The 25,530-nt window shown below is 39.4% G+C and carries 29 protein-coding genes and 1 pseudogene; 3 read left to right on the top strand and 27 right to left on the bottom strand.

Annotation, left to right across the window (positions count from 1 at the left end; translation table 11 throughout):
- Nucleotides 1–118: 118 nt before the first annotated feature.
- From K364_RS0121895 to K364_RS25960, 11 genes and pseudogenes are all read right to left on the bottom strand, one after another.
- Nucleotides 119–340 carry a hypothetical protein gene (locus tag K364_RS0121895; RefSeq protein WP_028309774.1) on the bottom strand — a complete coding sequence of 74 codons (222 nt, stop codon included), beginning with the start codon at nucleotides 338–340 and terminating at the stop codon, nucleotides 119–121.
- Entirely contained in the window at nucleotides 327–803 is a 477-nt protein-coding gene (locus K364_RS0121900) for a PIN domain-containing protein (protein ID WP_028309775.1), read from the bottom strand. Before K364_RS0121900 ends, K364_RS0121895 begins: the two co-directional genes overlap by 14 nt.
- A gap of 101 nt (nucleotides 804–904) precedes the next feature.
- Nucleotides 905–1,179: pseudogene (locus K364_RS25265) on the bottom strand (DUF4160 domain-containing protein).
- 60 nt (nucleotides 1,180–1,239) lie between these two features.
- The gene (locus tag K364_RS26885; RefSeq protein ID WP_156946552.1) at nucleotides 1,240–1,398 is read right to left on the bottom strand and encodes a hypothetical protein; all 159 of its coding nucleotides are present in this window, start codon (nucleotides 1,396–1,398) and stop codon (nucleotides 1,240–1,242) included.
- A 14-nt stretch (nucleotides 1,399–1,412) separates the two neighbouring features.
- A complete protein-coding gene (locus K364_RS0121915; RefSeq protein WP_028309776.1) occupies nucleotides 1,413–1,679 on the bottom strand; it encodes a DUF4160 domain-containing protein in 267 nt (88 codons plus the stop codon).
- A 174-nt stretch (nucleotides 1,680–1,853) separates the two neighbouring features.
- The gene (locus K364_RS26890; protein WP_156946553.1) at nucleotides 1,854–1,991 is read right to left on the bottom strand and encodes a hypothetical protein; all 138 of its coding nucleotides are present in this window, start codon (nucleotides 1,989–1,991) and stop codon (nucleotides 1,854–1,856) included.
- Between the two features lie 290 nt (nucleotides 1,992–2,281).
- The gene (locus K364_RS0121925) at nucleotides 2,282–4,876 is read right to left on the bottom strand and encodes an S-layer homology domain-containing protein (RefSeq protein ID WP_028309777.1); all 2,595 of its coding nucleotides are present in this window, start codon (nucleotides 4,874–4,876) and stop codon (nucleotides 2,282–2,284) included.
- A 647-nt stretch (nucleotides 4,877–5,523) separates the two neighbouring features.
- Entirely contained in the window at nucleotides 5,524–6,249 is a 726-nt protein-coding gene (locus tag K364_RS0121935) for a WecB/TagA/CpsF family glycosyltransferase (protein WP_028309779.1), read from the bottom strand.
- 201 nt (nucleotides 6,250–6,450) lie between these two features.
- Nucleotides 6,451–7,587: an LCP family protein gene (locus K364_RS25955; RefSeq protein WP_051534325.1), complete on the bottom strand. Its 1,137-nt coding sequence runs from the start codon at nucleotides 7,585–7,587 to the stop codon at nucleotides 6,451–6,453.
- A gap of 219 nt (nucleotides 7,588–7,806) precedes the next feature.
- Nucleotides 7,807–8,697, bottom strand: a complete 891-nt coding sequence (locus tag K364_RS25275; protein WP_051534326.1) for an LCP family protein — start codon at nucleotides 8,695–8,697, stop codon at nucleotides 7,807–7,809.
- A 215-nt stretch (nucleotides 8,698–8,912) separates the two neighbouring features.
- Complete coding sequence (locus K364_RS25960) at nucleotides 8,913–9,536, bottom strand: stalk domain-containing protein (RefSeq protein ID WP_051534327.1); 624 nt, start codon at nucleotides 9,534–9,536, stop codon at nucleotides 8,913–8,915.
- A gap of 444 nt (nucleotides 9,537–9,980) precedes the next feature.
- Here K364_RS25960 and K364_RS26895 point away from each other — a divergent pair, with 444 nt between their 5' ends.
- Nucleotides 9,981–10,145: a hypothetical protein gene (locus K364_RS26895; RefSeq protein ID WP_156946554.1), complete on the top strand. Its 165-nt coding sequence runs from the start codon at nucleotides 9,981–9,983 to the stop codon at nucleotides 10,143–10,145.
- Nucleotides 10,146–10,245: 100 nt separating this feature from the next.
- Here K364_RS26895 and K364_RS0121965 read toward each other — a convergent pair whose 3' ends face one another.
- The gene (locus K364_RS0121965) at nucleotides 10,246–11,277 is read right to left on the bottom strand and encodes a hypothetical protein (RefSeq protein WP_028309781.1); all 1,032 of its coding nucleotides are present in this window, start codon (nucleotides 11,275–11,277) and stop codon (nucleotides 10,246–10,248) included.
- A gap of 127 nt (nucleotides 11,278–11,404) precedes the next feature.
- Between K364_RS0121965 and K364_RS0121970 the strand changes: the two genes are divergently transcribed.
- Entirely contained in the window at nucleotides 11,405–11,611 is a 207-nt protein-coding gene (locus K364_RS0121970) for a type II toxin-antitoxin system VapB family antitoxin (protein ID WP_028309782.1), read from the top strand.
- Nucleotides 11,608–12,006, top strand: coding sequence for a type II toxin-antitoxin system VapC family toxin (vapC, locus tag K364_RS0121975; protein ID WP_028309783.1), 399 nt, complete (start codon nucleotides 11,608–11,610; stop codon nucleotides 12,004–12,006). The genes K364_RS0121970 and vapC overlap by 4 nt, the downstream gene beginning before the upstream one ends.
- 260 nt (nucleotides 12,007–12,266) lie before the next feature.
- Here the strand turns inward: vapC and mreB are convergent, their stop codons facing one another.
- The 15 genes from mreB to K364_RS0122050 all read right to left on the bottom strand — a co-directional run bounded on the left by mreB (nucleotide 12,267) and on the right by K364_RS0122050 (nucleotide 25,318).
- On the bottom strand, nucleotides 12,267–13,295 hold the full coding sequence (mreB, locus tag K364_RS0121980; RefSeq protein ID WP_028309784.1) for a rod shape-determining protein: 1,029 nt from the start codon (nucleotides 13,293–13,295) through the stop codon (nucleotides 12,267–12,269).
- Nucleotides 13,296–13,401: 106 nt separating this feature from the next.
- Nucleotides 13,402–13,659: a sporulation transcriptional regulator SpoIIID gene (gene spoIIID, locus K364_RS0121985; RefSeq protein ID WP_028309785.1), complete on the bottom strand. Its 258-nt coding sequence runs from the start codon at nucleotides 13,657–13,659 to the stop codon at nucleotides 13,402–13,404.
- A gap of 400 nt (nucleotides 13,660–14,059) precedes the next feature.
- Nucleotides 14,060–14,491: a PIN domain-containing protein gene (locus K364_RS0121990; RefSeq protein WP_035270710.1), complete on the bottom strand. Its 432-nt coding sequence runs from the start codon at nucleotides 14,489–14,491 to the stop codon at nucleotides 14,060–14,062.
- Entirely contained in the window at nucleotides 14,472–14,690 is a 219-nt protein-coding gene (locus K364_RS0121995; RefSeq protein ID WP_028309787.1) for a DUF6364 family protein, read from the bottom strand. Before K364_RS0121995 ends, K364_RS0121990 begins: the two co-directional genes overlap by 20 nt.
- Nucleotides 14,691–14,782: 92 nt before the next feature.
- Entirely contained in the window at nucleotides 14,783–15,673 is an 891-nt protein-coding gene (locus K364_RS25965) for a M23 family metallopeptidase (protein WP_028309788.1), read from the bottom strand.
- 157 nt (nucleotides 15,674–15,830) lie between these two features.
- Nucleotides 15,831–17,072, bottom strand: coding sequence for a group II intron reverse transcriptase/maturase (gene ltrA, locus K364_RS0122005; protein WP_028306901.1), 1,242 nt, complete (start codon nucleotides 17,070–17,072; stop codon nucleotides 15,831–15,833).
- Between the two features lie 265 nt (nucleotides 17,073–17,337).
- Nucleotides 17,338–17,541 (bottom strand): hypothetical protein, encoded by a 204-nt coding sequence (locus K364_RS0122010; RefSeq protein ID WP_156946394.1) that lies wholly within the window; start codon nucleotides 17,539–17,541, stop codon nucleotides 17,338–17,340.
- A gap of 105 nt (nucleotides 17,542–17,646) precedes the next feature.
- Nucleotides 17,647–18,627: a stage II sporulation protein D gene (spoIID, locus tag K364_RS0122015; protein WP_028309789.1), complete on the bottom strand. Its 981-nt coding sequence runs from the start codon at nucleotides 18,625–18,627 to the stop codon at nucleotides 17,647–17,649.
- Nucleotides 18,628–18,733: 106 nt separating this feature from the next.
- Complete coding sequence (locus K364_RS25285) at nucleotides 18,734–20,050, bottom strand: methyl-accepting chemotaxis protein (RefSeq protein ID WP_051534328.1); 1,317 nt, start codon at nucleotides 20,048–20,050, stop codon at nucleotides 18,734–18,736.
- A 38-nt stretch (nucleotides 20,051–20,088) separates the two neighbouring features.
- Nucleotides 20,089–20,391: a hypothetical protein gene (locus tag K364_RS0122025; RefSeq protein ID WP_028309790.1), complete on the bottom strand. Its 303-nt coding sequence runs from the start codon at nucleotides 20,389–20,391 to the stop codon at nucleotides 20,089–20,091.
- On the bottom strand, nucleotides 20,357–20,635 hold the full coding sequence (locus K364_RS0122030; RefSeq protein ID WP_028309791.1) for an ATP-binding protein: 279 nt from the start codon (nucleotides 20,633–20,635) through the stop codon (nucleotides 20,357–20,359). The genes K364_RS0122025 and K364_RS0122030 overlap by 35 nt, the downstream gene beginning before the upstream one ends.
- 321 nt (nucleotides 20,636–20,956) lie before the next feature.
- Nucleotides 20,957–22,231, bottom strand: coding sequence for a UDP-N-acetylglucosamine 1-carboxyvinyltransferase (gene murA, locus K364_RS0122035; RefSeq protein ID WP_028309792.1), 1,275 nt, complete (start codon nucleotides 22,229–22,231; stop codon nucleotides 20,957–20,959).
- Nucleotides 22,232–22,344: 113 nt separating this feature from the next.
- Nucleotides 22,345–23,094, bottom strand: a complete 750-nt coding sequence (locus K364_RS0122040; RefSeq protein ID WP_028309793.1) for a YwmB family TATA-box binding protein — start codon at nucleotides 23,092–23,094, stop codon at nucleotides 22,345–22,347.
- Nucleotides 23,095–23,607: 513 nt separating this feature from the next.
- Complete coding sequence (ltrA, locus tag K364_RS0122045; protein WP_028306901.1) at nucleotides 23,608–24,849, bottom strand: group II intron reverse transcriptase/maturase; 1,242 nt, start codon at nucleotides 24,847–24,849, stop codon at nucleotides 23,608–23,610.
- 265 nt (nucleotides 24,850–25,114) lie between these two features.
- On the bottom strand, nucleotides 25,115–25,318 hold the full coding sequence (locus K364_RS0122050) for a hypothetical protein (protein ID WP_156946394.1): 204 nt from the start codon (nucleotides 25,316–25,318) through the stop codon (nucleotides 25,115–25,117).
- Nucleotides 25,319–25,530 lie beyond the last annotated feature (212 nt).

The following is a 25,530-nucleotide window of genomic DNA, read 5'->3' on the forward strand; positions in this document are numbered from 1 at the left end:
CTAAGTGATAAGGGACTGACCCCTTTTGGGAGGAACTGGAAAACTGTCAGGCTTTCTGGTTCCGAACAAAAATGGTCTGAAATCAGCAGCCCCTCCAAAGAATTTGTTTTATTGTTTTCTACTTGTTTCTCCAGTTTTCTCTTGCATTATCATATATTTCATCTATGGACATATCTTTAAAAAGCTCATCCTCTAATTCTAAATAGTTATCTTTGCTTATTTCCTCGGAATGGCGTATAAACCTTAAAAAACCAGAGTAGCCTAATTCTTTTATCAATGCTCTAGAGCCTTTTTCTATTATTTCTTTATCAGTAAATTTAGTTCTCTCATTCGATAACATCAATATCCATCTCCTTCCTAAGAAAATCTACAGGATTATATAGTCTAATATTTCCAATTGTATCCTTCAAGCTATCCCAATTATTATCTATTGTTTTTATTAATTTATCATCACAGGTTATAAAATAATCGCAATTACCATTTACTGCAGATGCAAGGTGTAAAGCATCCTTATTTTTAGCATTTGAACCTTTTACTATGTCTTTGGCTATTAGTTTAATTTCATCATTAGGTTTTATGATTTCTTTGCATAAAGTAGAAATTGATTGAATGTGAAACTTTCTCTCTATAAAAGGATTTCTATTATTCTCATACTCCAAAATAAAAGACCACACAAGTTTATAGTTTCCTTTTTCAATAAGTTCAAACAAGATATCAATTGCCATAGCTTCAAAACGTACCCTCATATGTGTCTGATTGTCAAATATCCTATTATATACATTCATATCAAAATATAACTTCATGTTCTATTCTCCTAAATTGGACCAACTATTTTAATCTTTTTTCCTGTGTTTTTGTACCCAAGAATAAGTGATGGGGGACTGACCCCTGTTGGGACCCTTAATTACACCCTCTGTTTTAGTGGATCAATTTTATAAGGAAGTTCGCTATTCATTGCTAATGTCCAGTTTGCTAATAATTCTTCCTGTCTCAATTCAGCCCATGTTAAAACTAGCTTTAGCTGCTTTTTGGGTAGATTTCCTTCTATCATCTCACAGCTTTTTATATCAATAATCGCCTTATATTCTCCGTAATAAGCATGAAAATGTGGTGGATTATGTTCTTCAGGGGCACAAAACATTCTATTATTATGCCATAAAACATACTTACAGTTGGCATCTCTTAATTAATGCTTAACTCTTTTATATTAATTATATCACCTGCAAAATAATCATTCAATTAATTTGATACATAAAAAGGACTGTCTGTCAAATAAAAGAAAAACAGCCTCCTGCAGGGGGACTGACCCCTTTTGGGAGGAACTGGAAAACTGTCAGGCTTTCTGGTTCCGACCGAGCAATCACTTAAAGGCTTTACATCTATAATAGCTAAATACATTAATTACACCCCCTTTATTTTAGTGGATCAATTTTATAAGGAAGTTCGCTATTCATTGCTAATGTCCAGTTTGCTAATAATTCTTCCTGTCTCAATTCAGCCCATGCTAAAACTAGCTTTAGCTGCTTTTTGGGTAGATTTCCTTCTATCATCTCACAGCTTTTTATATCAATAATCGCCTTATATTCTCCGTAATAAGCATGAAAATGTGGCGGATTATGTTCTTCAGGGGCACAAAACATTCTAATAATTATGCCATAAAACATACTTATAGTTGGCATATAAGCACCTTCTCTTAATTAATGTTTAACGCTTTTATATTAATTATATCACCTGCAAAATAATCATTCAATTAATTTGATACATAAAAAGAACTGTCCGTCAAATAAAAGAAAAACAACCTCCTGCAGATTGCTCCGCAAGAGGCTGTTTCTTATTTCAGATACTTTATCACGTTAAAGTGATGGGGGACTGACCCCTTTTGGGAGGAACTGGAAAGCCAGGCTTTCTGGTTCCGACCGAGCAATTTTGATGAACTCGAAGAAATAATTTGTGTTTTTTTCCTGTTCTCTTTTTTCTTTTCTAGTTGCCATGATTCATCCCCCATTATATGCTTTTATTACTACATTTCTATAGTAATATTATCTCATATTTAGCACTTCTTGGGGTGTTTTTGTCGAATATTAGCCCGAAGAATTTTTACTCTTCAGAGCTGATACATAAAAAGAACTGTCCGTCAAATAAAAGAAAAACAACCTCCTGCAGATTGCTCCGCAAGAGGCTGTTCCTTATTTCAGATACTTTATCACGTTAAAGTGATGGGGGACTGACCCCTTTTGGGAGGAACTGGAAAGCCGTCAGGCTTTCTGGTTCCGACCGAGCATTAGTGTATCCTTATTACCCTGACTAGGTTGTCAGTATCCCATAACAAGGTTACTCTTGTTCCCGCCTGGTTTTCAAATTCATCTCTTGCATTAATGTCGTATAGATCTTTTACGTCGCTATCCTTATAAACCTGAACATCTTCATGTAAAGCAACTATAACTTGAGCACCTTCACCTTCTATATCTGATGTGTATACAAGCTGTAACGCATTTCTGTCTATTGTATATACATAACCAGTTACTGTTCTTGCTGATGCGTCTCTTATAGTTATCTTATCACTTGATGAAATAGTAAACTCGATAGGTACATTGTTACTTGGTATGGTTCCACTATCAAGCTCATATGTTGCTGTTTGACCAGATACTTTTACAGTAATATAGTCTTTAGTACCAGCCTTTGAGTTAGCAGTCTTAATACCATACTGTACATCACTTGCTTGGATATTTAATCCTGCCCAAGCAGTAATTACTACATAGTCAACAACACCTGTAGAGGTAAGCTTGAAGTTAGCAGTTCCGGATCCTGAATAAGTTGAATTTCTAAACTCAGTCCAGCTGTAAACTTCCCAATCTGTAATGTCCCAGCTTCTAGCGTCGATAAACTTAGTATCTGCAGTCACACGGCGTGAAGTATCACCAAGAGTCACACGATTATTATCCTTGTCAATTACGGTGAAATTAGCATCATTGGTTACTCTTGAAGTTTGCAAAGCTGTTTCAGCAGTAAATTTACCATCACTATCTAGAGCTAAATCAAGGATACGCTTAGATGGTGGATTCGTTGAAGTAGCAGGAGCCTCTGGAATACCTAACGCACCAATCTTAGTTACAGCATCATTATTCTTGGATTTATAAGTAACCACATCTCCAGCTAGAGTAAATACTCTAACTTCACGTTCGTTACCAAAACCGCCTACATTTCTCCAATGTCCAGCAATTACGTCAGTTGTGGAAACATCTCTTTTACCATCTACAAATACTGCTTGACCAAAGAAGTTCAGCCAAACCTTTACATTATTGCCAGCGAAGTCAGCAAAATCTGCAAAGTTAGCAGCTGTACTTGGTGATCCACCTTCTTTTGAATATCCAGCTCTATGAGCCACTGGAACATTCTTGTCTAAAACAAGGGTTCCCATACCAGGGCTAGGACCTATTCCACCTGACTGTGATCTAACTAGATTGCCTTCTACTGTTTCACTAGAAGCAAAGATTAGGTAAGCATCACCATTCTGGTAGATATTAAGAACATGGCCTTTTTCGATCTTTTCTAAATCAACCCACTTGCCATCTAACTTAACATATGCTTTCTTGTCTTCTAGGTTCAATCTTGTAACAACATCAGTTCCTGGACGGTTAAAGCTGATTTCAGGCTTGCTGTAGTTCATTGAGCTTACAATAACACTTGTATTTACGTTGCCATATCCAGTATTCTGATATACATAAGCAACCTCGATACGGTTATTGGTATCTTTAATCATTTGGATATACGCATTCTTTAATCCAACATTAGCAGTTCCAGTAAAGTGAGCATCAAGATCGTTATCAGCAACACTAGTGGTTACTACTACTGCAGTATCTGAATTATTGAAGTATAGGTTAGTACCAGCTGATGCGGTTCTAGTTTTTAATAAATGTCTAGTACCATCTTTAAGCTCAATACGTCCATCCTTTACTTCCTTAACAAAACCAGTTACTATGGTACTTCTTGATTCAATCGCAAGAATTGTGTTTTCTGATGCTTGTAAAGTACCGTCACGATTGTCATCACGAACCCAAACGTCATAACTAGCGCCAACTACCAAGTCATTAGCATTTACTCCAGCTGCTCTTACTACAAATTTGCTAGTAGCAAGTCCATCACCAGCAAATCTAGCTTCGTTTGCTTTTAAGCTATCGTCAGCGTATGGAACACCTGTAACTTCAACTTCTGTAACTTTAATAACTCTTAGGGATCTCTCTAATAGAGTACCTCCCTCTCTAAATACCTGTCTTCCATCTCTATCAGTTTCCGATAGTTCCCACATAGGAGTATCTAATGCATTGTTAGTAAATATTGCAACTTGACCACGAGTAGCTGGTGAATTAGCTACAATACTTACATTTCTAGTTAGTCCTAACTGGGCTGCTTTTACAAGATAATTTGTTGGCCATGCTCCAACTAGAGTGTTTTCATAGCCTAACAGTCTAACTATCATTGCTAAAGCTTCGGCGTGAGTTACATTAGCTTCAGGCTTAAATGTACCATCGGGATATCCCACAATGATACCTTGTTGTGTTGCAACATTGATAAAACCAGATGCCCAGTGACTAGCAGATACATCTGAGAATTTAGTCATCCCTTTTGATGCCTCTGCAGCTATATCCAATCCAAGTGCACGAACTGCTACTGCAGCAAACTCAGCACGAGTGATTGAACCATCGGGTCTGAAAGTTCCATCAGGATAACCTTGCAAAATTTCTAGATTTGCTAATCTTTCTACAGGATTCGCTAAACTGCCTGATACATCTGGAAAACGACTTTCAGCAACTGCAAGGCCGGCGAAAGCGAAGAGAAGGATCGCGATGGTTAAAACTACTACTAATGATCTCTTCATACCTTATTATTTCCCCCTTTTTGTGTTTTCAAAGATCGATTTTTGTTTCTTCCGGTTTTTCCACTAGTGCAGCAAGACGGTTATTGAAAAGATAAGTACATTTTTAATGTTCCCCTAAGTGAAACATCACTCCTTTCAATATTAGTTATTTCTACGTCAGCATATTAACCTAAAGGGTGTATAGTTTCAGAATACGGGAGTCAGAATTCAGGAGATTTCCTTAGAATTCAGAATACAGAAGTCAGAATTCAGAAGAAAATCTTAAAACCTGAAATTCTAAAACCTTATTCTGGGAACTAACTTAATTTGTCCTACACTATTTAATACGCAAGTTGGGTTCATTATCCCTTCAAAAAGTTTAAAAGTTTTTTAACTTTTTTGGTTAATGTATGGGGACACACCTGCCCAAACTGGTTATCTGCTATCCGGAGTGCAGGAATGTCCCCGAATTTATTAAGAAAAATCTTCCAACTTAATATATTAGACAAACATGGGAATAATTCCTGCTTCCTTAAAAATTTATTCAAGGAATGGGGACACACCTCAGTTACAATAATGTATATCTTTATGGCCGAGGAATGTCCCCGAACTTAAAGACTTTAAAAGATAGGCCTCTGCTGTTTTATCTTCTGTCTACTGGCTTCTGTCTACTGTCTTCTGCCTTTTAATCTCACCAGGAGGGAGAACTTGGGCAGGGCTGTCATGCGGCCTATCCTGTGGGGTTCCTTCATGAGGCGGTAGAGCCACTCCAGGCCTGCCTTTTGGAAGAACACTGGGGCTCTTTTGGCCCTGCCTGATATGACATCAAGGCTGCCTCCTACTCCTATACATACGGGGACCTGCAGGTTTTTTTGGTGGTCCCTTATCCAAAATTCCTGCCTAGGTGCTCCCAGGGCTACCAGAAGAATGTCTGGTTTCTTTTTCCTTATGTTTGCAAGGAGGTTTTGCTTTTCAGTTTCAGATATGTAACCATGGCATGTGCCTGCTACCTGCAGTCCCTTATGCTTTTTCTGGAGATTCTCTGCAGCAGCTTCCGCAACTGCAGGGGCGCCTCCATAAAAATAGAAGGTCCAGCCCTTCTTTGGTGCCAGCTCTGCCAGCCTCAGTGTGAGGTCTATGCCTGTTACCCTCTCTGGTACTGGGGCATTTAAGTACCTGGAAGCCCAGACCACCCCTGAACCGTCAGGTGTAACTAGATCTGCCTCATTGATAATTTCCTTTAATCTGGAGTCACTTTGTGCCTTGTAGATGATTTCGGCGTTTAAAGTGATTATATGATGGGGCTTTCCCGATTGGATGAATTCTTCGATTTTTTGCAGGGTTTCATTCATGCCGATTCTATCCACATTGCAGCCTAGAATGTCTACTTTCATTTTTTAAACTCCTTAAGGTATGGGGACACACCTCTATTTATGGTCTAGCTTTATGGCCGAGGAATGTCCCCGAACTTATGGGATTAAGGTATGGGGACACACCTCTATAGAGCAGATGTCAGATGTCAGAAGTCAGAAGTCAGGAGTCAGAATAAGGGCCTAAAAAAGGACTAGTCTTTATTCTTCTGAATTCTGTATTCTTTATTCTTGTGAATTCTGGTAACTGTCTTCTGGGTTCTCTTTTTCTACCTCTATAACAAAGATATCATCCAGGTTCTGGGTGCTGGGTATCCAGTAGCTGACCCCACCTATATATTTCGGTTCACCTGGGAGCATTTCTGTGTGTACTTTTTCAGATTCCAGCTCTTTCATAGCCATGCCAATAGAAACCATTTCAGCAATACTCAGGTTGGTTCTTACACTGCGGTTTATTTCTCCTACCAGCTCAGGAATCTTAAGTACATTCTTTAGTTCAAGCTTCTGGTCAATGAATTCCATCATGAACTTCTGCTGCCGTTCAACCCGGCCCACATCTCCCCTGCCGTCACTGCGGTAACGGACATACTGAAGGGCCTTGTCACCATTTAGCATCTGCTTGCCTGCTCTTAAGTCTATGTTTTCATCAGGATAAAACATTCTGCTTTCAACAGTGTATTCTATACCACCTAGTATATCCACAACCTCTTTAAAGCTGTTAAAGTTTAGCTGGACATATTTATCAACCTTAATGTCTAAGAAATCACTTACTGTTTCTGTAAGGAGCTTTGCTCCTCCATAGGCCTGGGCATGGTTGATTTTATCATTTCCACGTCTGGGAATTACTACCCGTGTATCTCTGGGAATTGACAGGAGCTTGAGCTCCGGATTTGTAGTATTTATAATTGCCAGGACAACTGTGTCAGCCCTGGCGCCTTCTCCAGGTCTTTCATCCACACCAATAATTAAAATCTTTTCTATATTATCTTCCTTTTTCTTGGAAAAAAATCCACCCACATCTATGGGCTTGCCATCGTCACCATGGGCAATGCCCCCTGCAAACCAATGGGTAGCAAATAAATAGCCGCTAAAGGCAAAAACAAAAGCAGCAAAAACAAGAACAGCTGCGGCAAGGTATGGGGACCCACCTGAAGGAACGTCCCCGAACTTATGGTATGGGGACCCACCTGAAGGAACGTCCCCGTTCGTGGATTGGAACGATCCTCCATCATTGTTTTCATTACCATATATTTTAATGTCTTCCTCATACTCTTCTTCATATTTAATTGGATTGCCGTCTTCATCCAGCTCTTGCCAAAAGAAATTCTTAATTTTATTATAGAAGCTTCTTTTCCTTCTCATGGCAGCTCACCTTTCTTCGGTTTATGTATGGGGACCCACCTAAAGGAACGTCCCCGAACTTAGAAGCCAGAAGTCAAATACAGGAGTCAGAATTAAGAATAGAACCCCAAAAACATAAAACCTATTAGTCAAGTCAGAGTTAGAAAAAAGCTAGGCCCTATTCTTCTTTTCTGTTTCCTGTTTTCCTTTCTGCTGTCCAACTTTCCACCTAATCGCTAATTATTGAAAATTCTCAACTACCTCCGGCAGCTTTTTTTCATTGGCAATATAGTACCAGATGCCGCTAATCTTTTGGTTGGTTCCAGGAAGTATCAGGGATTCAATTGGCTTGTTTTTGGCCTTGGCAGCTGCTGCCGCAAACTTCATAAGCTCAGTAGTAGAAAAATCATGCTCAACATAGTCTGTCATGGTCTGGATTATCTGAGGCAGCTTAATAACCATTTTAGGCTTAAGAAGCTCATCAACTAGAAGTTTGATGATTTCCTGCTGCCTTTTGGCCCTGCCCAGATCTCCCTCGGTTGTCCCGCGGAAACGGGCATATGCCAGGGCCCCCGCCCCGTCTAGTTTTTGAAGCCCTGGCTGCAGGTTGATGTTTTCATCAGGAACATACATGCGAACAGGAACATCTACCTCAATACCGCCTGACAGATCAATGAGGGTCACAAAGGCTTCATAGTTTAATACAATATGATGATCAATTTCAATATCTAGAAATTCTTCTATTGTCTTTCTTGCAAGTTCTGCACCGCCATATGCGTAGGCAGCGTTAATTTTGTCATTGCTTCCCTTTATCTTTACCCTTGTATCCCTGGGTATGGACATGAGATAAACCTCATCCCTGTCTGGCCTGAAGCTTAAGAGCATGATGGTGTCTGTTCTGCCCGTGCTGCCCTTTGCCACGTCAAGACCTAGGATAAGTATATTCATTGGGTCTATCATTTCTTCCTCTTCTTCAGTCTCCTCACCATTTTCAATGGCTGCTTGTTGTTGGGTACTGTCATACCAGAAGAAAAGGAGACCCAGCATCATGAAAATAATAAATGCAACAAGGAATGGGGACACACCCCTGATATATCCTCGGGAAATGTCCCCGAATATATTCTTACGCATTTTTGGGTTAACCTCCTATCTCGGAATACAGAAGTCAGAATACAGAAGGCAGAAGGCAGAAGTCAGGAGTCAGAATAAAACCTAAACCCTTTCCAACTTACCAGTTTTCTAACTAACCAACTAAACAACTAACCAATAAATTAGACGCTAAAGACATGCAAAATGTTTCAGGGTATATTATACCATAAATATTTTTCAAATTAATATAACAAGTTTTAGGGGAAAATGGTAACTTGTCGGGCATTAGGGTTCCAGTCCACCCTGGCACCTAACTGCTCACTAACCATTCTCACAGGGACAAAGGTTCTGCCATTTACAAGACTGGCAGGCACATCTACCTTTTGGACCCTTCCATTTATCATTACTGTTGTTGAGCCTATGGGAAACTCAATCCTTGTATCACCCAGCACATAGGATACTGTCCTTGTGGCAGGCTCCCAATCCACCCTTGCGCCCAGGGCCTCCCCTATAAATCTGAAGGGTACCATTGTTCTTCCATCCACTGTGAAGGGGGCTGTTTCCAAGGCATGAGATTGTTCACCTACATGGGCCGTCTTATTATTAAGTATCAGCCTGATAGGTGGTTTAAGGCTTTGCTTTAGCTCATTGACCCTTTTTTCCAGCTGGGCAACCTGATTAGTAAGATTTTTTATGGCATTTTCCAGAGGTGTTATTCTTTCATTAAGATATCTTTCCACATAGGATTTTGTAACCAGGGGATCTTCCTGACTGCCTGGTTGAGGGGTAGATGAGCCTACAGCACTCCCCAGGGATGAGACCAATAATAATATGGCCATGTAAACTGATAAAGTAATTATAATCAGGGGCTTTTTGGGCATTTTTAGTCACCTCTAATGTATGGGGACCCACCTAAAGGAACGTCCCCGAATTTTACAGCAGCCAGAATAAGATATTTACTCCAGCAGGCTTTCTTCTGAATTCTGAATTCTGGGTTCTGGGTTCTGGGTTCTGGGTTCTAAATTCTTTTTGTTTAATTATTCGACACATTTCTACTGACTACCTGCTTATATATACGAATTAGACAATTCAATTTTTGTGGTAAAATACTTGTCAAACTTGTATTCTAAAGGTATTATTTTGTTAAAGTATTTATTTTCACAAAGTTGCATGCTATAATGATATCAGATAAAACGACAAAGACTGTCTAGAATGTAAAGTTATTACATAGGGGCAGCAGTCCATCTTACTTGATTTAGCATTAGATTTTTATATATTTTAAAAATTCAATCTTTAGTAATTATTTCGTGAAAGGAAGTGAGGACATGACAAAAAGGCCAAATTATCTCGAGTATAAGAGAAACACTCTTCTGAGGGATTACAGAAATGCCAAGAGTAATGACAAGGTAAAAATCTTGGTAGAGATCATGGATCTAGAAGAAGAGCTAAAATACTCAAATAACCGCACAGCAAAAAGAATAGCTCTTTAAAGGTAATGGAACTATTAAAGCCCCAGTTGATAAAAACTGGGGCTTCTTTTATCAGAAAGTATAAGTTGAGGAGACCAAATTACTTGTTTCCTTTTTTATTCTAGTTTGTGATTCTATAGATTATATCCTTGAGTATATCCTCAGGGATGTTTTTGTCCAGGATAACTTTATCTATTTCCTCCCTATTCACATCCCTGGCTATGCGGAAGTGGAGCCAGAGATTTTCCGGGGTTAAGGGGAAGTCTGTTTTTATATGACGTGATGATTTAATAACCAGGGCAGGGAGCTTATAGAAAAAGGCTGTTGGCCTGGTAAACTGCTCCATAAGCTGACCCAGAACGGTCTTATCCTTGTCAGATGCCGGCATCTCAAATATGTCCTCAAGGTTAATCCTTGTCCCATCTACTATTATGGGATCAAGAATTTTTTCTGCCTCTGTTAAAACTGCCTTATCAATGATGACATGATAGGCAATATGAATATCCATTAGCTGTTCTAATATATTGACCATGATGCGGCTATAATCATCTTTTCCCAGGTCCTTAAATAATTCCTGAAGCAAATAAGTTTTGCCGTCATATATGATCTGCATGTTACCAGGGAAGAAAACACTTCCGGATTTAAAATTTTCTTTTTTGCCCTTGTAGTTAATACTATAGATGGCAGTCATCAGCAGCCCATCCCTATCTGCTCCAATAAATAATATGTTTAGGTTATCTGTCTTGCTGTTTCTTTGTTGATGGGCAAGGTGCTTATGCTCTTCAGCAGTTTCCTTAGGCCTTGCTTGTTCGAAGGGCTGCTCTCTTTTTATTGGTTTTGGTGCTTCTAGTTTACTATCTTGTATTTTAATATCAATATTATGTTCATGCAGCCTGCTGTCTTCTAGGGCGGTGTCGTGATCTTCTAGTTTACTATCTTGTATGTTGTAATGGCTTTCTTGTATATCATTGTAATGTCTCTCTGGCAGGCTATCCTCTATGAGACTAAAATGATTCTCAAGCCTATTTTCTTCTATGTAACTTTCCTCCCAGTTTTGGGGCAAGCTATATGTATCAGGCGACAGGCTGGATGATACTGGTAAATACATGGGTGCTGTAAGCAGAAGGACTAGTAAAAACAAAAACTTTTTCATGTAATTCTAAATCCCCTATACAATTAAAATCATTAGTTTTAGTATGAGGAATTACATGATAAATGATACAAAATGTTGACAAGTGGCTTTAGTGTGTATTAATATGTGTATGAGGGAGTGTGTATCCATGAGGACAAATATTGTTTTAGATGAAGAATTATTAAAAGAGGCCTTAAAACTGAGCAAAGCAAAAACAAAAAAGGAATTAATCCATATGGCTTTAAAGCAGTATGTTGCCAATCATAAAAGGAAGAGTTTACTAGAATTAAAAGGAAAAATTTCCTTTTCCGAGGATTACAATCACAAGAAAATGAGGGAAGGAAAATCTGAATGATCTTAGTTGATACTTCAATTTTGATTAGTTTTTTTAAAGGCAACACTACTGAACAGGTAAAAAAATTTGAGGCGATTCTTCAACATGACATACCATTTGGGATAAATAATCTTATTTATCAGGAACTGCTGCAGGGGGCCAAAACTGATAAAGAGTTTAAGCTTCTAGATGATTATCTAGTTACCCAAACATTCTATAATTTAAAAGACGAAATAAGTTCATACAAAGCAGCTGCTTTGATCTATTATAACTGCAGAAAAAATGGCTTTACTATACGAAGCACTGTGGATTTATTAATAGCTCAAACAGCAATAGACAATGATCTTTATTTGCTGCACGATGACAAGGATTTTAGCAACATAGCAAGCTGTGAAAAAAATCTTAAAGAATATTAAAATCTGTTTGTTTTTGCCCTGTTTATGATATTATATATATAAGGTAATCGGTACCGCATGGTGCGGTTGCCACATAAGTGATTAATTTATTTTAATCACCCTACATGGCAGTGCAGGGTGATTATTTTTTTATCCTGAAATTCAGGATAGCCATTAACAACATAGAAAACAAAATCATATACAATTATTAGCAACAATAGTTTGAATTTGAAAAATAAAAAGCCAGTCATCAGCCTGTTTGGCGACAACTGGCTTTTACTTTAAACCAATCCTTTGGAAACCATGCCTGTGTCCTTTAATACATCAAGCATCTGCAGGGCTTTTCCTGTGCCTAGTGCTACACATGAGATGGGATCATCTGCCAGGTGGATGGGTAATCCTGTTTCATCCTGAAGCAGTTCATCTAGGCCGTGCAGCATGGCACCGCCTCCGGTCATGACTACACCCTTATTTATAATATCAGATGCAAGCTCTGGGGGAGTTTTTTCAAGTACCTCCTTGACACCTGCAACTATTGCTTCCACTGGTTCAAGGATTGCATGGTGGATCTGCTTTCCTGAAATAGGAACTGTTTTAGGCAGGCCTGATACCAGGTCTCTTCCCCGCACATCCATGACAGCATCTGCCTTGGCGCTTTTAATATAGGCCGTACCAATATGTATCTTAAGCTCCTCTGCACTTCTTTCACCTATCATCAGATTAAATTCTCTGCGTATGTAGCGTACTATTGCCTCATCAAATTTGTCCCCGCCAACACGCAGTGATTTGGAGCAAACTATACCACCCAGGGATAATACGGCAACGTCTGTAGTTCCTCCACCAATGTCAACTACCATGGTTCCATTGGCATCAGAAATATCAAGTCCTGCTCCTAAAGCAGCGGCCATGGGTTCCTCGATTAAATAAGCCTGCCTTGCACCAGCCTGCATGGCTGCCTCTCTAACTGCCCTTTCCTCTACACCAGTTACTCCCGAGGGGATGCAGACCATTACCCGGGGTTTGAAGAAGAATTTCCTGCCGCAGGCCTTTTCTATGAAGTACCTGAGCATTCTCTCTGTTGAATCATAGTCAGCTATAACGCCTTCTCTTAAAGGTCTAATAGCCACAATATTGCCTGGTGTTCTACCAAGCATCTTTCGTGCAGCCTCTCCAACTGCAAATATCTGGCCTGTCTTTTTGTCAATAGCCACAACTGATGGCTCATTCAACACAATTCCCTTTCCCTTAACAAAAACTAAAACTGTTGCTGTTCCTAAATCTACGCCAATATCAGTACCCCAGCCAAACATATATATCTCCCTTCTGCTTATGCTTGTCCCTTGCAAAATAATGAATTAAATCAGTAATACGTCCACAATTCTCCAAAAAAAAATAAAATCCTTTAAAAAATTTGGTTCAAGATACATTATTTTGCTTATATTTTTTCCTGGTGGCTTCTCCGCCTCTAATGTGTCTTTCCGCCTTGTTATTTTCTAAAATTTTCTTTACCTCTAAAAACAATTCTTCATTGATTTTGGGCAATCTCTCTGTAACATCCTTATGTACTGTACTTTTACTTACTCCAAAAATATTGGCAGTAGAGCGTACTGTTGTGCCCTCCTTTATTATATACCTGGAAATATCTAAAACCCGCTGACGAATGTAATCTTGCATCCAAAGGGCCTCCCTTTTGGTTATTTTTCTTTTAATCTATATGAGGCTTTGGTCACAAAAAGAACATTCATTATCATTAAAGTTATTAACTGTTTTTGGCATATTTTTAAGGCGGCTTTAAGGTTTTGGCTAACTCTCCATCTGTTTTAATGCCATCCCAATGATTTTATGGGCATAATCAGCCATGAACAGCGGAATATTCAGCAGGTCATTGTCCAGGCGCAGGTTGTTCATGGAAAAACGGACACGGAGCCACATTACCGGCTGTAAGTCAATAAATCACATAATTGTTAGTTATTTTGTTTCTATTATCACATTTTTATTTAAAATGGTGAGCATAAAAAACTGCCTCTGGTATTAAAGGCAGTCAAGGTGGCTTTAAGGTTTTGGGTAATTGCCATTAAAGAAATGGATTATAAATAACCATATCTCTTATTTTTTGTCCTGAAGTTAAATCTTCACTGTATATTACTTTACAATTATCCTTATAAGCTGCGGCCAAGATAAGGCTGTCATAAAAACCATATCCTGTTTCAAATTTTATATCCATGCCGGTATTAATAATGTCAATCCCAGGATAAATGCCACATATAGGAAACATAAAATTATTTATAAAGGTTTTACAATCCTCCAAACTTAAAGGTACTTCAAATTTTTTAAGAGCAGCATTGCAAAACTCTTGAATAACTTGATAGCTAATAACTCCTTTGCCAGTTATGTGTGCGTTATTTAAAATTTCCTTGGCTGCTTTTTGTTTAGCAGGTTCTTTTTTTGAAAACAGATAAATGATAATATTCGTGTCAATAAAGTATCTATCTTTCGTTATATTCATCCCTGCTAAAGCTCCTTCCTGCTTCCACATAATTTGTTTTTGACATAAAGCTGTCTAATTCCCTGGATATATTTGTATTTTTTATATAATCACTAAGCCATTCCTTAACCAGGCTGTTTAAAGTGGTCTTATTCATTTGGGCTTTAGCCCTGGCTTTTTCTATAACATCCTCATCAATATTGAAAGTTATATTCTTCACCCTTCATGCCTCCTTCACAATAATAGTGCACACAATAATAGTGTATACAATGATAGTATACACTACTTTAGTGACAGCTGCAATGCCTGCTGCTATTGTAAATATTTTTGGGGATCTTCCTTATTGCCTTTATGGGTAATTCCAAAATGCAGATAAGAGTCGGCGTCTGTAATCCTGCCTATTTCCTGCCCCTGGGTAACAGTATCCCCCCGTGCAGCAGAAACCTTTGTAAGATGCTTGTAGTGGGTCTGAAGGTAAGATCCATGTTCTATGGTAATGGAATAGCCTTCAATTTCCGTAAAGGCCACCTTTGCCACCTTGCCGGCCGCAGCAGCTAGGACAGGGGCACCTTGGGGAACTTCAATGTCTATTCCGTCATGGAACCTGTAATCCTTATAGGTTTTGCTGTAGTTAAAGCCAAATTCTCTAATTACCCTTCCCTCAGCAGGAGCAATAAGGCTTAAGTCGGTTTTATTGTCTGCTGCCATATTGGTCTCAGGAGTATTTGCGTTTTTGTTAGCGTTGGGGCCTGGGCTCTGGCTGGGGCCTGGGCTCTGGCTTTGATTAGTGCTGGGGTTAGCTTCCTTCTGCTCTTTCTCAGGATAAGAGGGAGTTCCAATAACATCTGGAACTTCCGGTATTGCCGATGGCACTGTCTTTACCTCAGGCTCCTGTTCCAGGTTTACCTCTACATAGGGAGTCTCTTCTTTAAAATTAGTATTTATAATTCCTGAATAATATGCAGCTGAACCTATAGCTGCTGCAGCTATTATAACAGCAGCCAAAAGGGCTGACTTTGGCATTTTAACCACCCTGGCTTTCAAATGCCCAATCATGCTGCCTGCTGCCCTGGTGATTCTCTTTGTAGTTGACACAGCCTTTTCTTTAAATGATCCAAAATAATGCCTTGCTTTACTTTTTGCCCTGCTTAAATCTAATTTTTTATATGCTTTTAAAAAGTCCGGTATTTTGATTTTTTTCACTAAACATCACCTCAAGTTTATTGTTTCCATAAATTGCTTTTTTTAAACTTGGGTGATGAGGAGTTTTAGCCAGAAGGGTGAGTAGCCCATGGGAGTCTCACCCACAGGCTCTCCCAGAACCGGACGTGAACCTCTCAGCTCATCCGGCTCCCATTATTCAGTCGTTAATTATACCAAGTTTCCAATGCACAAAAAGTTGAGGAACTGCCTCTGCTACTTTGATGAGCCATCTCCTAGCTCTAGCTTTGCTTCCATTGATATTCTTATACTTTCTTCGTACCCATTTTTGCAAGGTTTTGTTGATATATTTAAGCACAGGGGTTAATTCCGATTTGCAAAAACTACCATAGTAGTTTATCCATCCCCTTATCTTGGGATTTAGAAGGTCTGCCAAATCATTGATTTCTCGATTTGTTCGAAATTGAAGGTTCATATTTCTCACATTTTGTTTTATTGCCTTGCTTGCTTTGTTACTTATTGCTGGCGAGAATGTTATGAAGTACTCTCCTCGTCTGTTCTTGGCAAGCCTTGACCTAAAAGTATATCCTAGAAAGTCAAATTTCTCTTGAGTGTGACTTCCTTTTCTATTGTCATCTTTGCAATATACTATTCGGGTCTTGTCTGGATGCAATTCTAGCCCTATGTTCTTAAATCTTGCTGTTAGCGTTTCTAGTATGTTTTCTGTTTCTTCTAAGGTTGAGCAATGTACTACTCCATCATCTGCATATCTTGCCCATGGGTTATTGGGATAATTTATTTTCATCCATTTATCAAATGCATAGTGCATGAATAGATTTGCAAGTATCGGACTAATGACACCACCTTGCGGTGTTCCAGAGTCTCTTTTTATCTCTGTTCCATCTGCTTTTTGAAAAGGTGCCTTTAACCATCTCTCAATGTACAATATTTCCCATTTCTCCTTTGTGTGTTTGTGTACTGCCTTCATCAGGAGTTCATGGTCTATATTGTCAAATAGTCCTTTAATATCGAACTCTAGTACCCAGTCATATTCCCAGCACCTCTGTCTGGTAATGCCTACTGCTTCTATTGCTGACTTATTCGGACGGTACCCATAGGAGTCTTCCAGAAAGTAGGGTTCTACTTTTGGTTCAAAATGGATTTTTACTACCATTTGTGCTATTCTGTCTGCTACTGTCGGTATTCCTAGTACTCTTATCCCACCATTTTTCTTTGGTATATCAACTGCTTTTACTGCTGGGGGAAAGTATGTTCCAGACGACATCCTGTTCCATATTTTGTACAGATTGTTTTTAAGGTCTTTTTCAAATTCTTTTAGACTTACTTCGTCGATACCTGCAGAGCCTTTATTCGCTTTCACTTTCTCATAGGCTTCTTGTACTATTTGTTTTGGTATTCTAAACGGCTTTGTTTTGTTCATTAGCTCCTCCCATTTCTGGTTGACTGATACTCAAAACTGAATAATATAGTTCGCTTTCGCTACCCTTCACTCCACTTCCATTACAGAAGCTTCATCATTACTACGGTCTATTCCGCCCCTATACTCTGCATCCGTATTTCACCCTTATGGGGGTTTCCCATTTGTGGTTTTTCCGTTAGCATCAGAGTCGTAGGTTCCCACGTTCCCTATAAAAGCCTAAATCATGTTCATGTCACCTCTATGCCGGTCACCATATAGTCGGTAATCAGGTCTCCTCTATACTTATCCTAGAATGACGGTTAGATCCTAGTTTTGATGACTTCTTTTCCATGTTTCGACACTTGAACGGTGATTCGCTTGTACTCATCTCCATGATTCTCACCTGACAAAGTCTTAGCTTTGCCTTTTCCTTAACGCTCACCACCATGGCTTTTGACCACAGCAGCTTAAGGTGGTTTGGAGCCCACACCTGAATGTTGACTCCGAAGGGCCTTCCTTCATCTTTCATAGAGCCTAAACTCTTAAGTTATCTTTCTATGAGTCTGTTTTTCGTGGCACACAACCGTCCCCCTGGTTACTGAAGCTTTTCCAGTTTAACTCCGGTATAATAGTGCTTTAAAATCTCTTCATAGGTGGCACCTGCTTTTGCCATGCCATTAGCTCCATACTGGCTCATGCCCACACCATGGCCAAAGCCCCTTGTTACAAAGGTGATCCTGTCTCCCTGCAGCTGCCAGCCAAAATGGGTAGAATTTAGGCCAAGGGCTGCTCGTACGTCAGTCCCCATTAATGTCCTGCCGTCAATATTTAGCTTTTTGATCCTATTGGTTGATGTGGTCTCCAATACCCTGATTACATTTTGGTTTGTACCCTGCATGGCTGACACCGGTAAAGCCTCCAGATTTGTTCCAAGTGCTGCATCCACCTGACTTACTGTCAGGGTTTTTGTCTCCTGAAAACGGGGGGAATCCTTATCCCACGGGCTTTCTACACTACGGAGGTAGGGTATCTTGTTTAACCACACATCCTCTGAATTCTCTGTTTTACCATTACTTGTTGAGTGGTATACAGGCTCTATAAGGCGTCCTTCATATGTGAGCACCATATCCTTAGTAGAATAGACTGCCTCCTCCATCTTACTCTTGTATCTAAAGTAGTTTACCATCCCCCATCTGGATTTCATGTCCTCAGATGACATATGAGCCTGACAATGATTTGGATTGGTACACACTGCTGCTTCCGGGTGAACACTATTGTTGGTGTTCAGTGTAAGTCTTCTTAAAGCATAGGTCCTGGCAGCTACAGCCTGTGCCTTCAGTGCCTCAAGCTCAAACTCTGCAGGCATTTCTGCTGCCAGAACCCCTACAAGGTAGGAGTCTAACGACATTACCCTGGTTTCACCTGTTTCATGAAAATATACTGTAATGTTGTATTCACTTGTTTCCACAATTGCAGGAGGCTTTTCTGCTTGTTTAAAGTTACTTACAATTAATACAGGCACTATGATTATTCCAATTAAAACAAATAGAAATGTTAGGGCTACCAGCCTTCGCACCTTGTCCCCTCCCAACATAATTTCACCTTACATCCTAAGTTCAGGTGTAAGGTGATAATATCTTTTTAGATATATATGTATGGTTATGGGGATATATGAACAAATCTTAAGCCGATACTTTGAATTTCTCCACAGCTGCCTCCATTTCAGTTGCAACATTTCTGGTCTGCCTGGCTATTTCAGACAGGGATTCTAGAGTGGCGGCTTGTTCTTCGGCTGAGGCTGATACATCCTGGCTGTAGGAGGCTGTTTTTTCAGATATTTTGCCTACACTCTCAATTAGTCTAAGTATCTCGTCTGAGGTTGCAACCTCATCCCTGGTAATATCCACTATGGTGTCTATCATTTCTTCTGTTTTATTAACAGCCTCTATAATTTGCGCAAAGGCATCTTCTGTTTCACTTACTATGGCGACTCCCTTATCTACAGCTGCCTTGCCCTGATTAATTGAACCAACTGCAGTGGTTGTTTTATTTGACATTTCATTTATGAGCTTGGCTATTTCACCTGCACCCTTGTTTGACTCCTCTGCCAATTGTCGGACCTCATCTGCTACAACGGCAAAGCCCCTTCCATGCTCCCCGGCCCTGGCAGCCTCTATAGCTGCATTTAAGGCCAGCAGGTTTGTCTGTTCTGCAATGTTATTAATTGTTGTACTTATCTCTCCAATTGCTTTAGAAACCTTGTCAAGCTCCTCAATAATTGCAACTGCCTCATTGGTCTTTTCACTGATCATTTCCATGGCCTGAACAGTTTCCTGCACCTTATCCTTGCCCTCTACAGCCTTTTTTCTGGTGTGCTCTGATATTTCATTGGCTTCCTTTGCTTTTGTCTGGGCCAATTGAACTAGGCTGGACAGGTGCAGCAGAGCCTTGGAGGTTTCCACAACAGAAGAGTTCTGCTCCTCAGAATTGCTGGCCACCTCCTGAATTGAAGTGGTAATTTGATTTGTTGCCTTGCTTATTTGCTCCATGGATATGGACATCTCCGTTGCCGCTTCCACGACATGCTTGGATTTTTGTCTCACATCGGCTATGATTTGTGATTGGTTTATCAGCATCATATTGAATAAATCGCCCAGGGCCTTTATTTCATCCCTGGTTTTAAAGTCTACCTGGGCTGTTAGGTCACCGTCACCGGCAAGCTCTAATTTACCGGCTAAAACCTTTATAGGATTTAAGACGATAATGTTAAGACAGATAAGAATAATAGTTGATACAACTAACAGATTAATAGCCGTGGCCACATAAACAGCTATGTTTCCATAAACAAGACCCGTTTTTTGAACCAGGTCGTTTATAAAAACTGCAATAGTCGGACTAACCAGCAAGGCTACTATTATGGAAGCTATTATTTTTAGTTTTATTCCCAAGGGAACCCTGTTTAGTGAGCTAATATGCAATTTAGAATTGATTCTTTTCACAGAAACACCTTCCTTAATCCAAAAATTTTATTTTATAGTTACTTTATGGTAACACAAACTGCAGAAATATCATCATGGTTGCCATTATTTACAACCTCCTGAACATATACTAGAACATTTTCAAAAGAAACCAATTCACTATATCTTTCTTCTGAAAGCAGTTCCAGTAAGCCATCGCTTTTTAGCCTGTTTAATAAATTCAGAGATCTAAATTTAGACCTGGTCTTACCAACATATCTAAACCTGCTAAAATGCTCATTTAGTACTTCATTTGGCGGGTAGCCTAATTTTTTTACAAACTCATGATTAAAATATTTTATGTATCCATCTAAAGCCCTCACCTGAATCCTTGATTCGCATAATCAGTCTTGACCCTATTGTCCTAAGCTTTACGGTAATATATTTTTCCTGATCTCCCCCATTTCCATGAAACAGAGCATTGTTAAGAGCTTCATTAAATGCAACTCTCATGAATAAACTTTTATCTCTGCCCATAAGCTTGATTATATGCTCCTCGATACACCTCCTGGTATTCTTGAAATCTTTAAAGCTTCTAAATTTAATTTCTACTATGTATTTTTTCATATACCCCTCCACAACTAATTAAAACATCTCTTTGCATCTAGCTGCTACTTTGGGTGTAACTACTTGTTTTTAAAATCTCATCGTTCACTCGTGAAATTTCGACATTTTTTTCTCAATGAATTTACAAGGTCCCCAAAAAAGTGCATAATTTTATTTGCTCGGGTACGTGAAATAACAGGAATTTTTTCTACATCATTTTTTATGATAAAAGAACGTGCTAAAAGTTATCTTACAAAATCGCATTTTGTTAGAATTAAACAGCTAGCCTGAATGAGTACCAGACTAGCTGTATATATGGTTTAACTATAAGTTTCTACTTCTCTACTTCTCTACTTCATCTGGATAGACCTTACGTTTAATATCCACCCCAATGCCAGTAAGCTTCACAACTAGATCCTCATAGCCTCTATCAATATGGTGGATGGAGCAGATTTCTGTCTTGCCCTCTGCTACTAGTCCTGCAATGATAAGTGCTGCACCGGCCCTAAGATCACTTGCCTTAACAGGTGCACCTGTCAGCCTTGATACGCCTTTAACTACTGCACTATGGCCTTCGATAACTATATTAGAGCCCATTCTTCTTAGCTCATTTACATGCATGAACCTATTTTCAAAAACAGTTTCTGTTACTACACTTGTACCTCTAGCAGTAGTCAGATAGGCCATCATCTGGGCCTGCATATCAGTTGGAAAGCCTGGATATGGCAGGGTTTTTACATCAATTGCATCGCCTCGTCCCCTTGAACGAACCCTAACTCCTGAATCCTCTTCATCTATTGTTACCCCAGTTTCTGCAAGCTTGGCCATTGCCGGCTTTAGGTGATCGGAGATGACGTTTTCCACCAGCACATCTCCTCCGGCGGCAGCAGCCATAATCATATAGGTTCCTGCCTCAATCCTATCAGGGATTACTGTGTGGTTGGCTCCCTTTAGCCGGGGAACACCTTCGATTCTAATGATGTTTGTTCCGGCACCATATACCCTTCCACCCATACCATTAATAAAGTTGGCAAGATCCACTATTTCCGGTTCCTCAGCTGCGTTTTCAATTACAGTAGTACCTTCTGCCCTGCTGGCAGCCATCATAATATTTTCGGTGGCTCCAACACTGGGAAAGTCTAGATACACTCTGCTGCCAACAAGCTTTTTCGCAGAGCATTCAATTATTCCGTGGCTCATCTGGATATCTGCACCTAGGGCTGTTAAGCCTTTAAGGTGTAAATCAATGGGTCTGCTGCCTATATTACAGCCTCCAGGCATGGAAATTCTTGCGTGGCCTAATCTGGCCAGTAATGGTCCCATGACCAAGAAAGAAGCTCTCATTTTTCTTACCCACTCTTCAGGCGGCTCACTGCTTGTAAGCTCACCTGCATTTAAAACTAAATCCTTGTTTCCTGTGGTGGAAACCTTTACACCTATACTTTTTATTACCTGAGTAATTGTATCTACATCAGCCAGTTGAGGTATATCCTGTAGGTGACATTCTCCTTCTGCCAGGAGAGATGCAGCTATTATAGGCAGTACAGCGTTTTTAGCTCCGCTTACTTTGATTCTTCCTTCTAATTTTGTACCTCCGGTGACTATTAATTTCTCCAACAATTTTTCCTCCCTAGTGCATTTTGCATAGATGTCTTAGTTTGTTTAAATTGCTATTCGACAACTTTTCATTGATTCCTTTTTTCACTTATTCACTGCCTGCGAAATCAAGTCTAATACTGACAATGGATTAAGGGTGTACCCATATATAGATACGTTTTATTATCTATATTATGGTATCTCGAGGCAATGTTTACATTAATTATTTTTCCCTTTGATTCTACACCGTCTTTGAAATGAGGCGTGTATCCACTATAACTGACAAAGGCCTCTTCTTTAATCCCTTCAATTATTATACCATTTATACTACTAAAAAGGTAATATACATTTTTTTCCTGGTTATCTATTGATAGGTATCCTGGTATAAAAAAGATAGCAGTTTGGTTAATAATAGGCCTGGCCTCAAAATAGTCAAAGATTCTTTCAAGTTTTTTGCTTTGAGGTAGGCTGTTTTCCAGCATCAGCCCTTCCAAGTTTACTGCTAAATAGGTTTCATCATTTGCTGAGATTAGATTGATATGAATCTGCCCTGGCTTATCTGTTGCATCCTGGGAATTAACATCTAATCTGGAGGCTGCCTTCAAAGTAAGGTGATTATTGTCTCCTTCCCATTGTATCTGAAACTTAAGATTATATTCTTTTTGTAACAAGGCTAAGATATCTTCCATATGCTGCTGTGAAATGTTCTTATCTTTTATTTTCGCCCAGGCTGCTATTTTTAATTCGCTAAACTTAGTCTCTTCCATCTGGTAAAGGGTGTCAAAGGGATCAATGGCCTGGATTTGGTGGTTTGATTGTGCTGGATATTTTATGATTGCTATTATACATAATATGCCAATAAAAATAAATAAGGTCTTTTTCATTTTCTCCTGTCTCCTCCTGTCTGTTCTTAAGCTCTTTTTATTATTGTTGACAGGATTTTTGTTTTTAAAACACAGGATACAAAAACAACCAGGGGGACGGTTCTCCTGGTTGGAGGAAGTCCCCTGGTTAGTCCTTGTCTTATTTTTCTTATAGCTGCACTAATATTTCATTAATACCTTATCAGACACTCCTGCCGTTTCACGGCACCACTGATGAATGAAAATTAATATTTTCAGGGCAGATATTCTAAATTTCCTCATTTTTTGTAAATCTATATAAGGTTTAGCCTTTATTTTTTACTGTTGTATATATTGTATATACTTTAACGTTCATCATCACTTGCTTTTTCTTCCTGTGTATATCAGCCCAAGGTATGTTCTGTTCTATGATTATTTGGACTACAATTTATTACAAATAAAATTAGCCAGAGGGGTGAGTAGCCCATGGGAGTCTCACCCACAGGCTCTCCCAGAACCGGACGTGAACCTCTCAGCTCATCCGGCTCCCATTATTCAGTCGTTAATTATACCAAGTTTCCAATGCACAAAAAGTTGAGGAACTGCCTCTGCTACTTTGATGAGCCATCTCCTAGCTCTAGCTTTGCTTCCATTGATATTCTTATACTTTCTTCGTACCCATTTTTGCAAGGTTTTGTTGATATATTTAAGCACAGGGGTTAATTCCGATTTGCAAAAACTACCATAGTAGTTTATCCATCCCCTTATCTTGGGATTTAGAAGGTCTGCCAAATCATTGATTTCTCGATTTGTTCGAAATTGAAGGTTCATATTTCTCACATTTTGTTTTATTGCCTTGCTTGCTTTGTTACTTATTGCTGGCGAGAATGTTATGAAGTACTCTCCTCGTCTGTTCTTGGCAAGCCTTGACCTAAAAGTATATCCTAGAAAGTCAAATTTCTCTTGAGTGTGACTTCCTTTTCTATTGTCATCTTTGCAATATACTATTCGGGTCTTGTCTGGATGCAATTCTAGCCCTATGTTCTTAAATCTTGCTGTTAGCGTTTCTAGTATGTTTTCTGTTTCTTCTAAGGTTGAGCAATGTACTACTCCATCATCTGCATATCTTGCCCATGGGTTATTGGGATAATTTATTTTCATCCATTTATCAAATGCATAGTGCATGAATAGATTTGCAAGTATCGGACTAATGACACCACCTTGCGGTGTTCCAGAGTCTCTTTTTATCTCTGTTCCATCTGCTTTTTGAAAAGGTGCCTTTAACCATCTCTCAATGTACAATATTTCCCATTTCTCCTTTGTGTGTTTGTGTACTGCCTTCATCAGGAGTTCATGGTCTATATTGTCAAATAGTCCTTTAATATCGAACTCTAGTACCCAGTCATATTCCCAGCACCTCTGTCTGGTAATGCCTACTGCTTCTATTGCTGACTTATTCGGACGGTACCCATAGGAGTCTTCCAGAAAGTAGGGTTCTACTTTTGGTTCAAAATGGATTTTTACTACCATTTGTGCTATTCTGTCTGCTACTGTCGGTATTCCTAGTACTCTTATCCCACCATTTTTCTTTGGTATATCAACTGCTTTTACTGCTGGGGGAAAGTATGTTCCAGACGACATCCTGTTCCATATTTTGTACAGATTGTTTTTAAGGTCTTTTTCAAATTCTTTTAGACTTACTTCGTCGATACCTGCAGAGCCTTTATTCGCTTTCACTTTCTCATAGGCTTCTTGTACTATTTGTTTTGGTATTCTAAACGGCTTTGTTTTGTTCATTAGCTCCTCCCATTTCTGGTTGACTGATACTCAAAACTGAATAATATAGTTCGCTTTCGCTACCCTTCACTCCACTTCCATTACAGAAGCTTCATCATTACTACGGTCTATTCCGCCCCTATACTCTGCATCCGTATTTCACCCTTATGGGGGTTTCCCATTTGTGGTTTTTCCGTTAGCATCAGAGTCGTAGGTTCCCACGTTCCCTATAAAAGCCTAAATCATGTTCATGTCACCTCTATGCCGGTCACCATATAGTCGGTAATCAGGTCTCCTCTATACTTATCCTAGAATGACGGTTAGATCCTAGTTTTGATGACTTCTTTTCCATGTTTCGACACTTGAACGGTGATTCGCTTGTACTCATCTCCATGATTCTCACCTGACAAAGTCTTAGCTTTGCCTTTTCCTTAACGCTCACCACCATGGCTTTTGACCACAGCAGCTTAAGGTGGTTTGGAGCCCACACCTGAATGTTGACTCCGAAGGGCCTTCCTTCATCTTTCATAGAGCCTAAACTCTTAAGTTATCTTTCTATGAGTCTGTTTTTCGTGGCACACAACCGTCCCCCTGGTTGCTAATGCGAAGCCGCAGACGTGCAGTCTGCGGCTTCGCTTCCCTTTAGGTTAATTGCTTCTTTCAAAGCAATCTTTTATTATATTCGTCAAAATGTCATATAAT

It is taken from the genome of Desulfitibacter alkalitolerans DSM 16504 (assembly GCF_000620305.1).
Classification (GTDB): domain Bacteria; phylum Bacillota; class DSM-16504; order Desulfitibacterales; family Desulfitibacteraceae; genus Desulfitibacter; species Desulfitibacter alkalitolerans.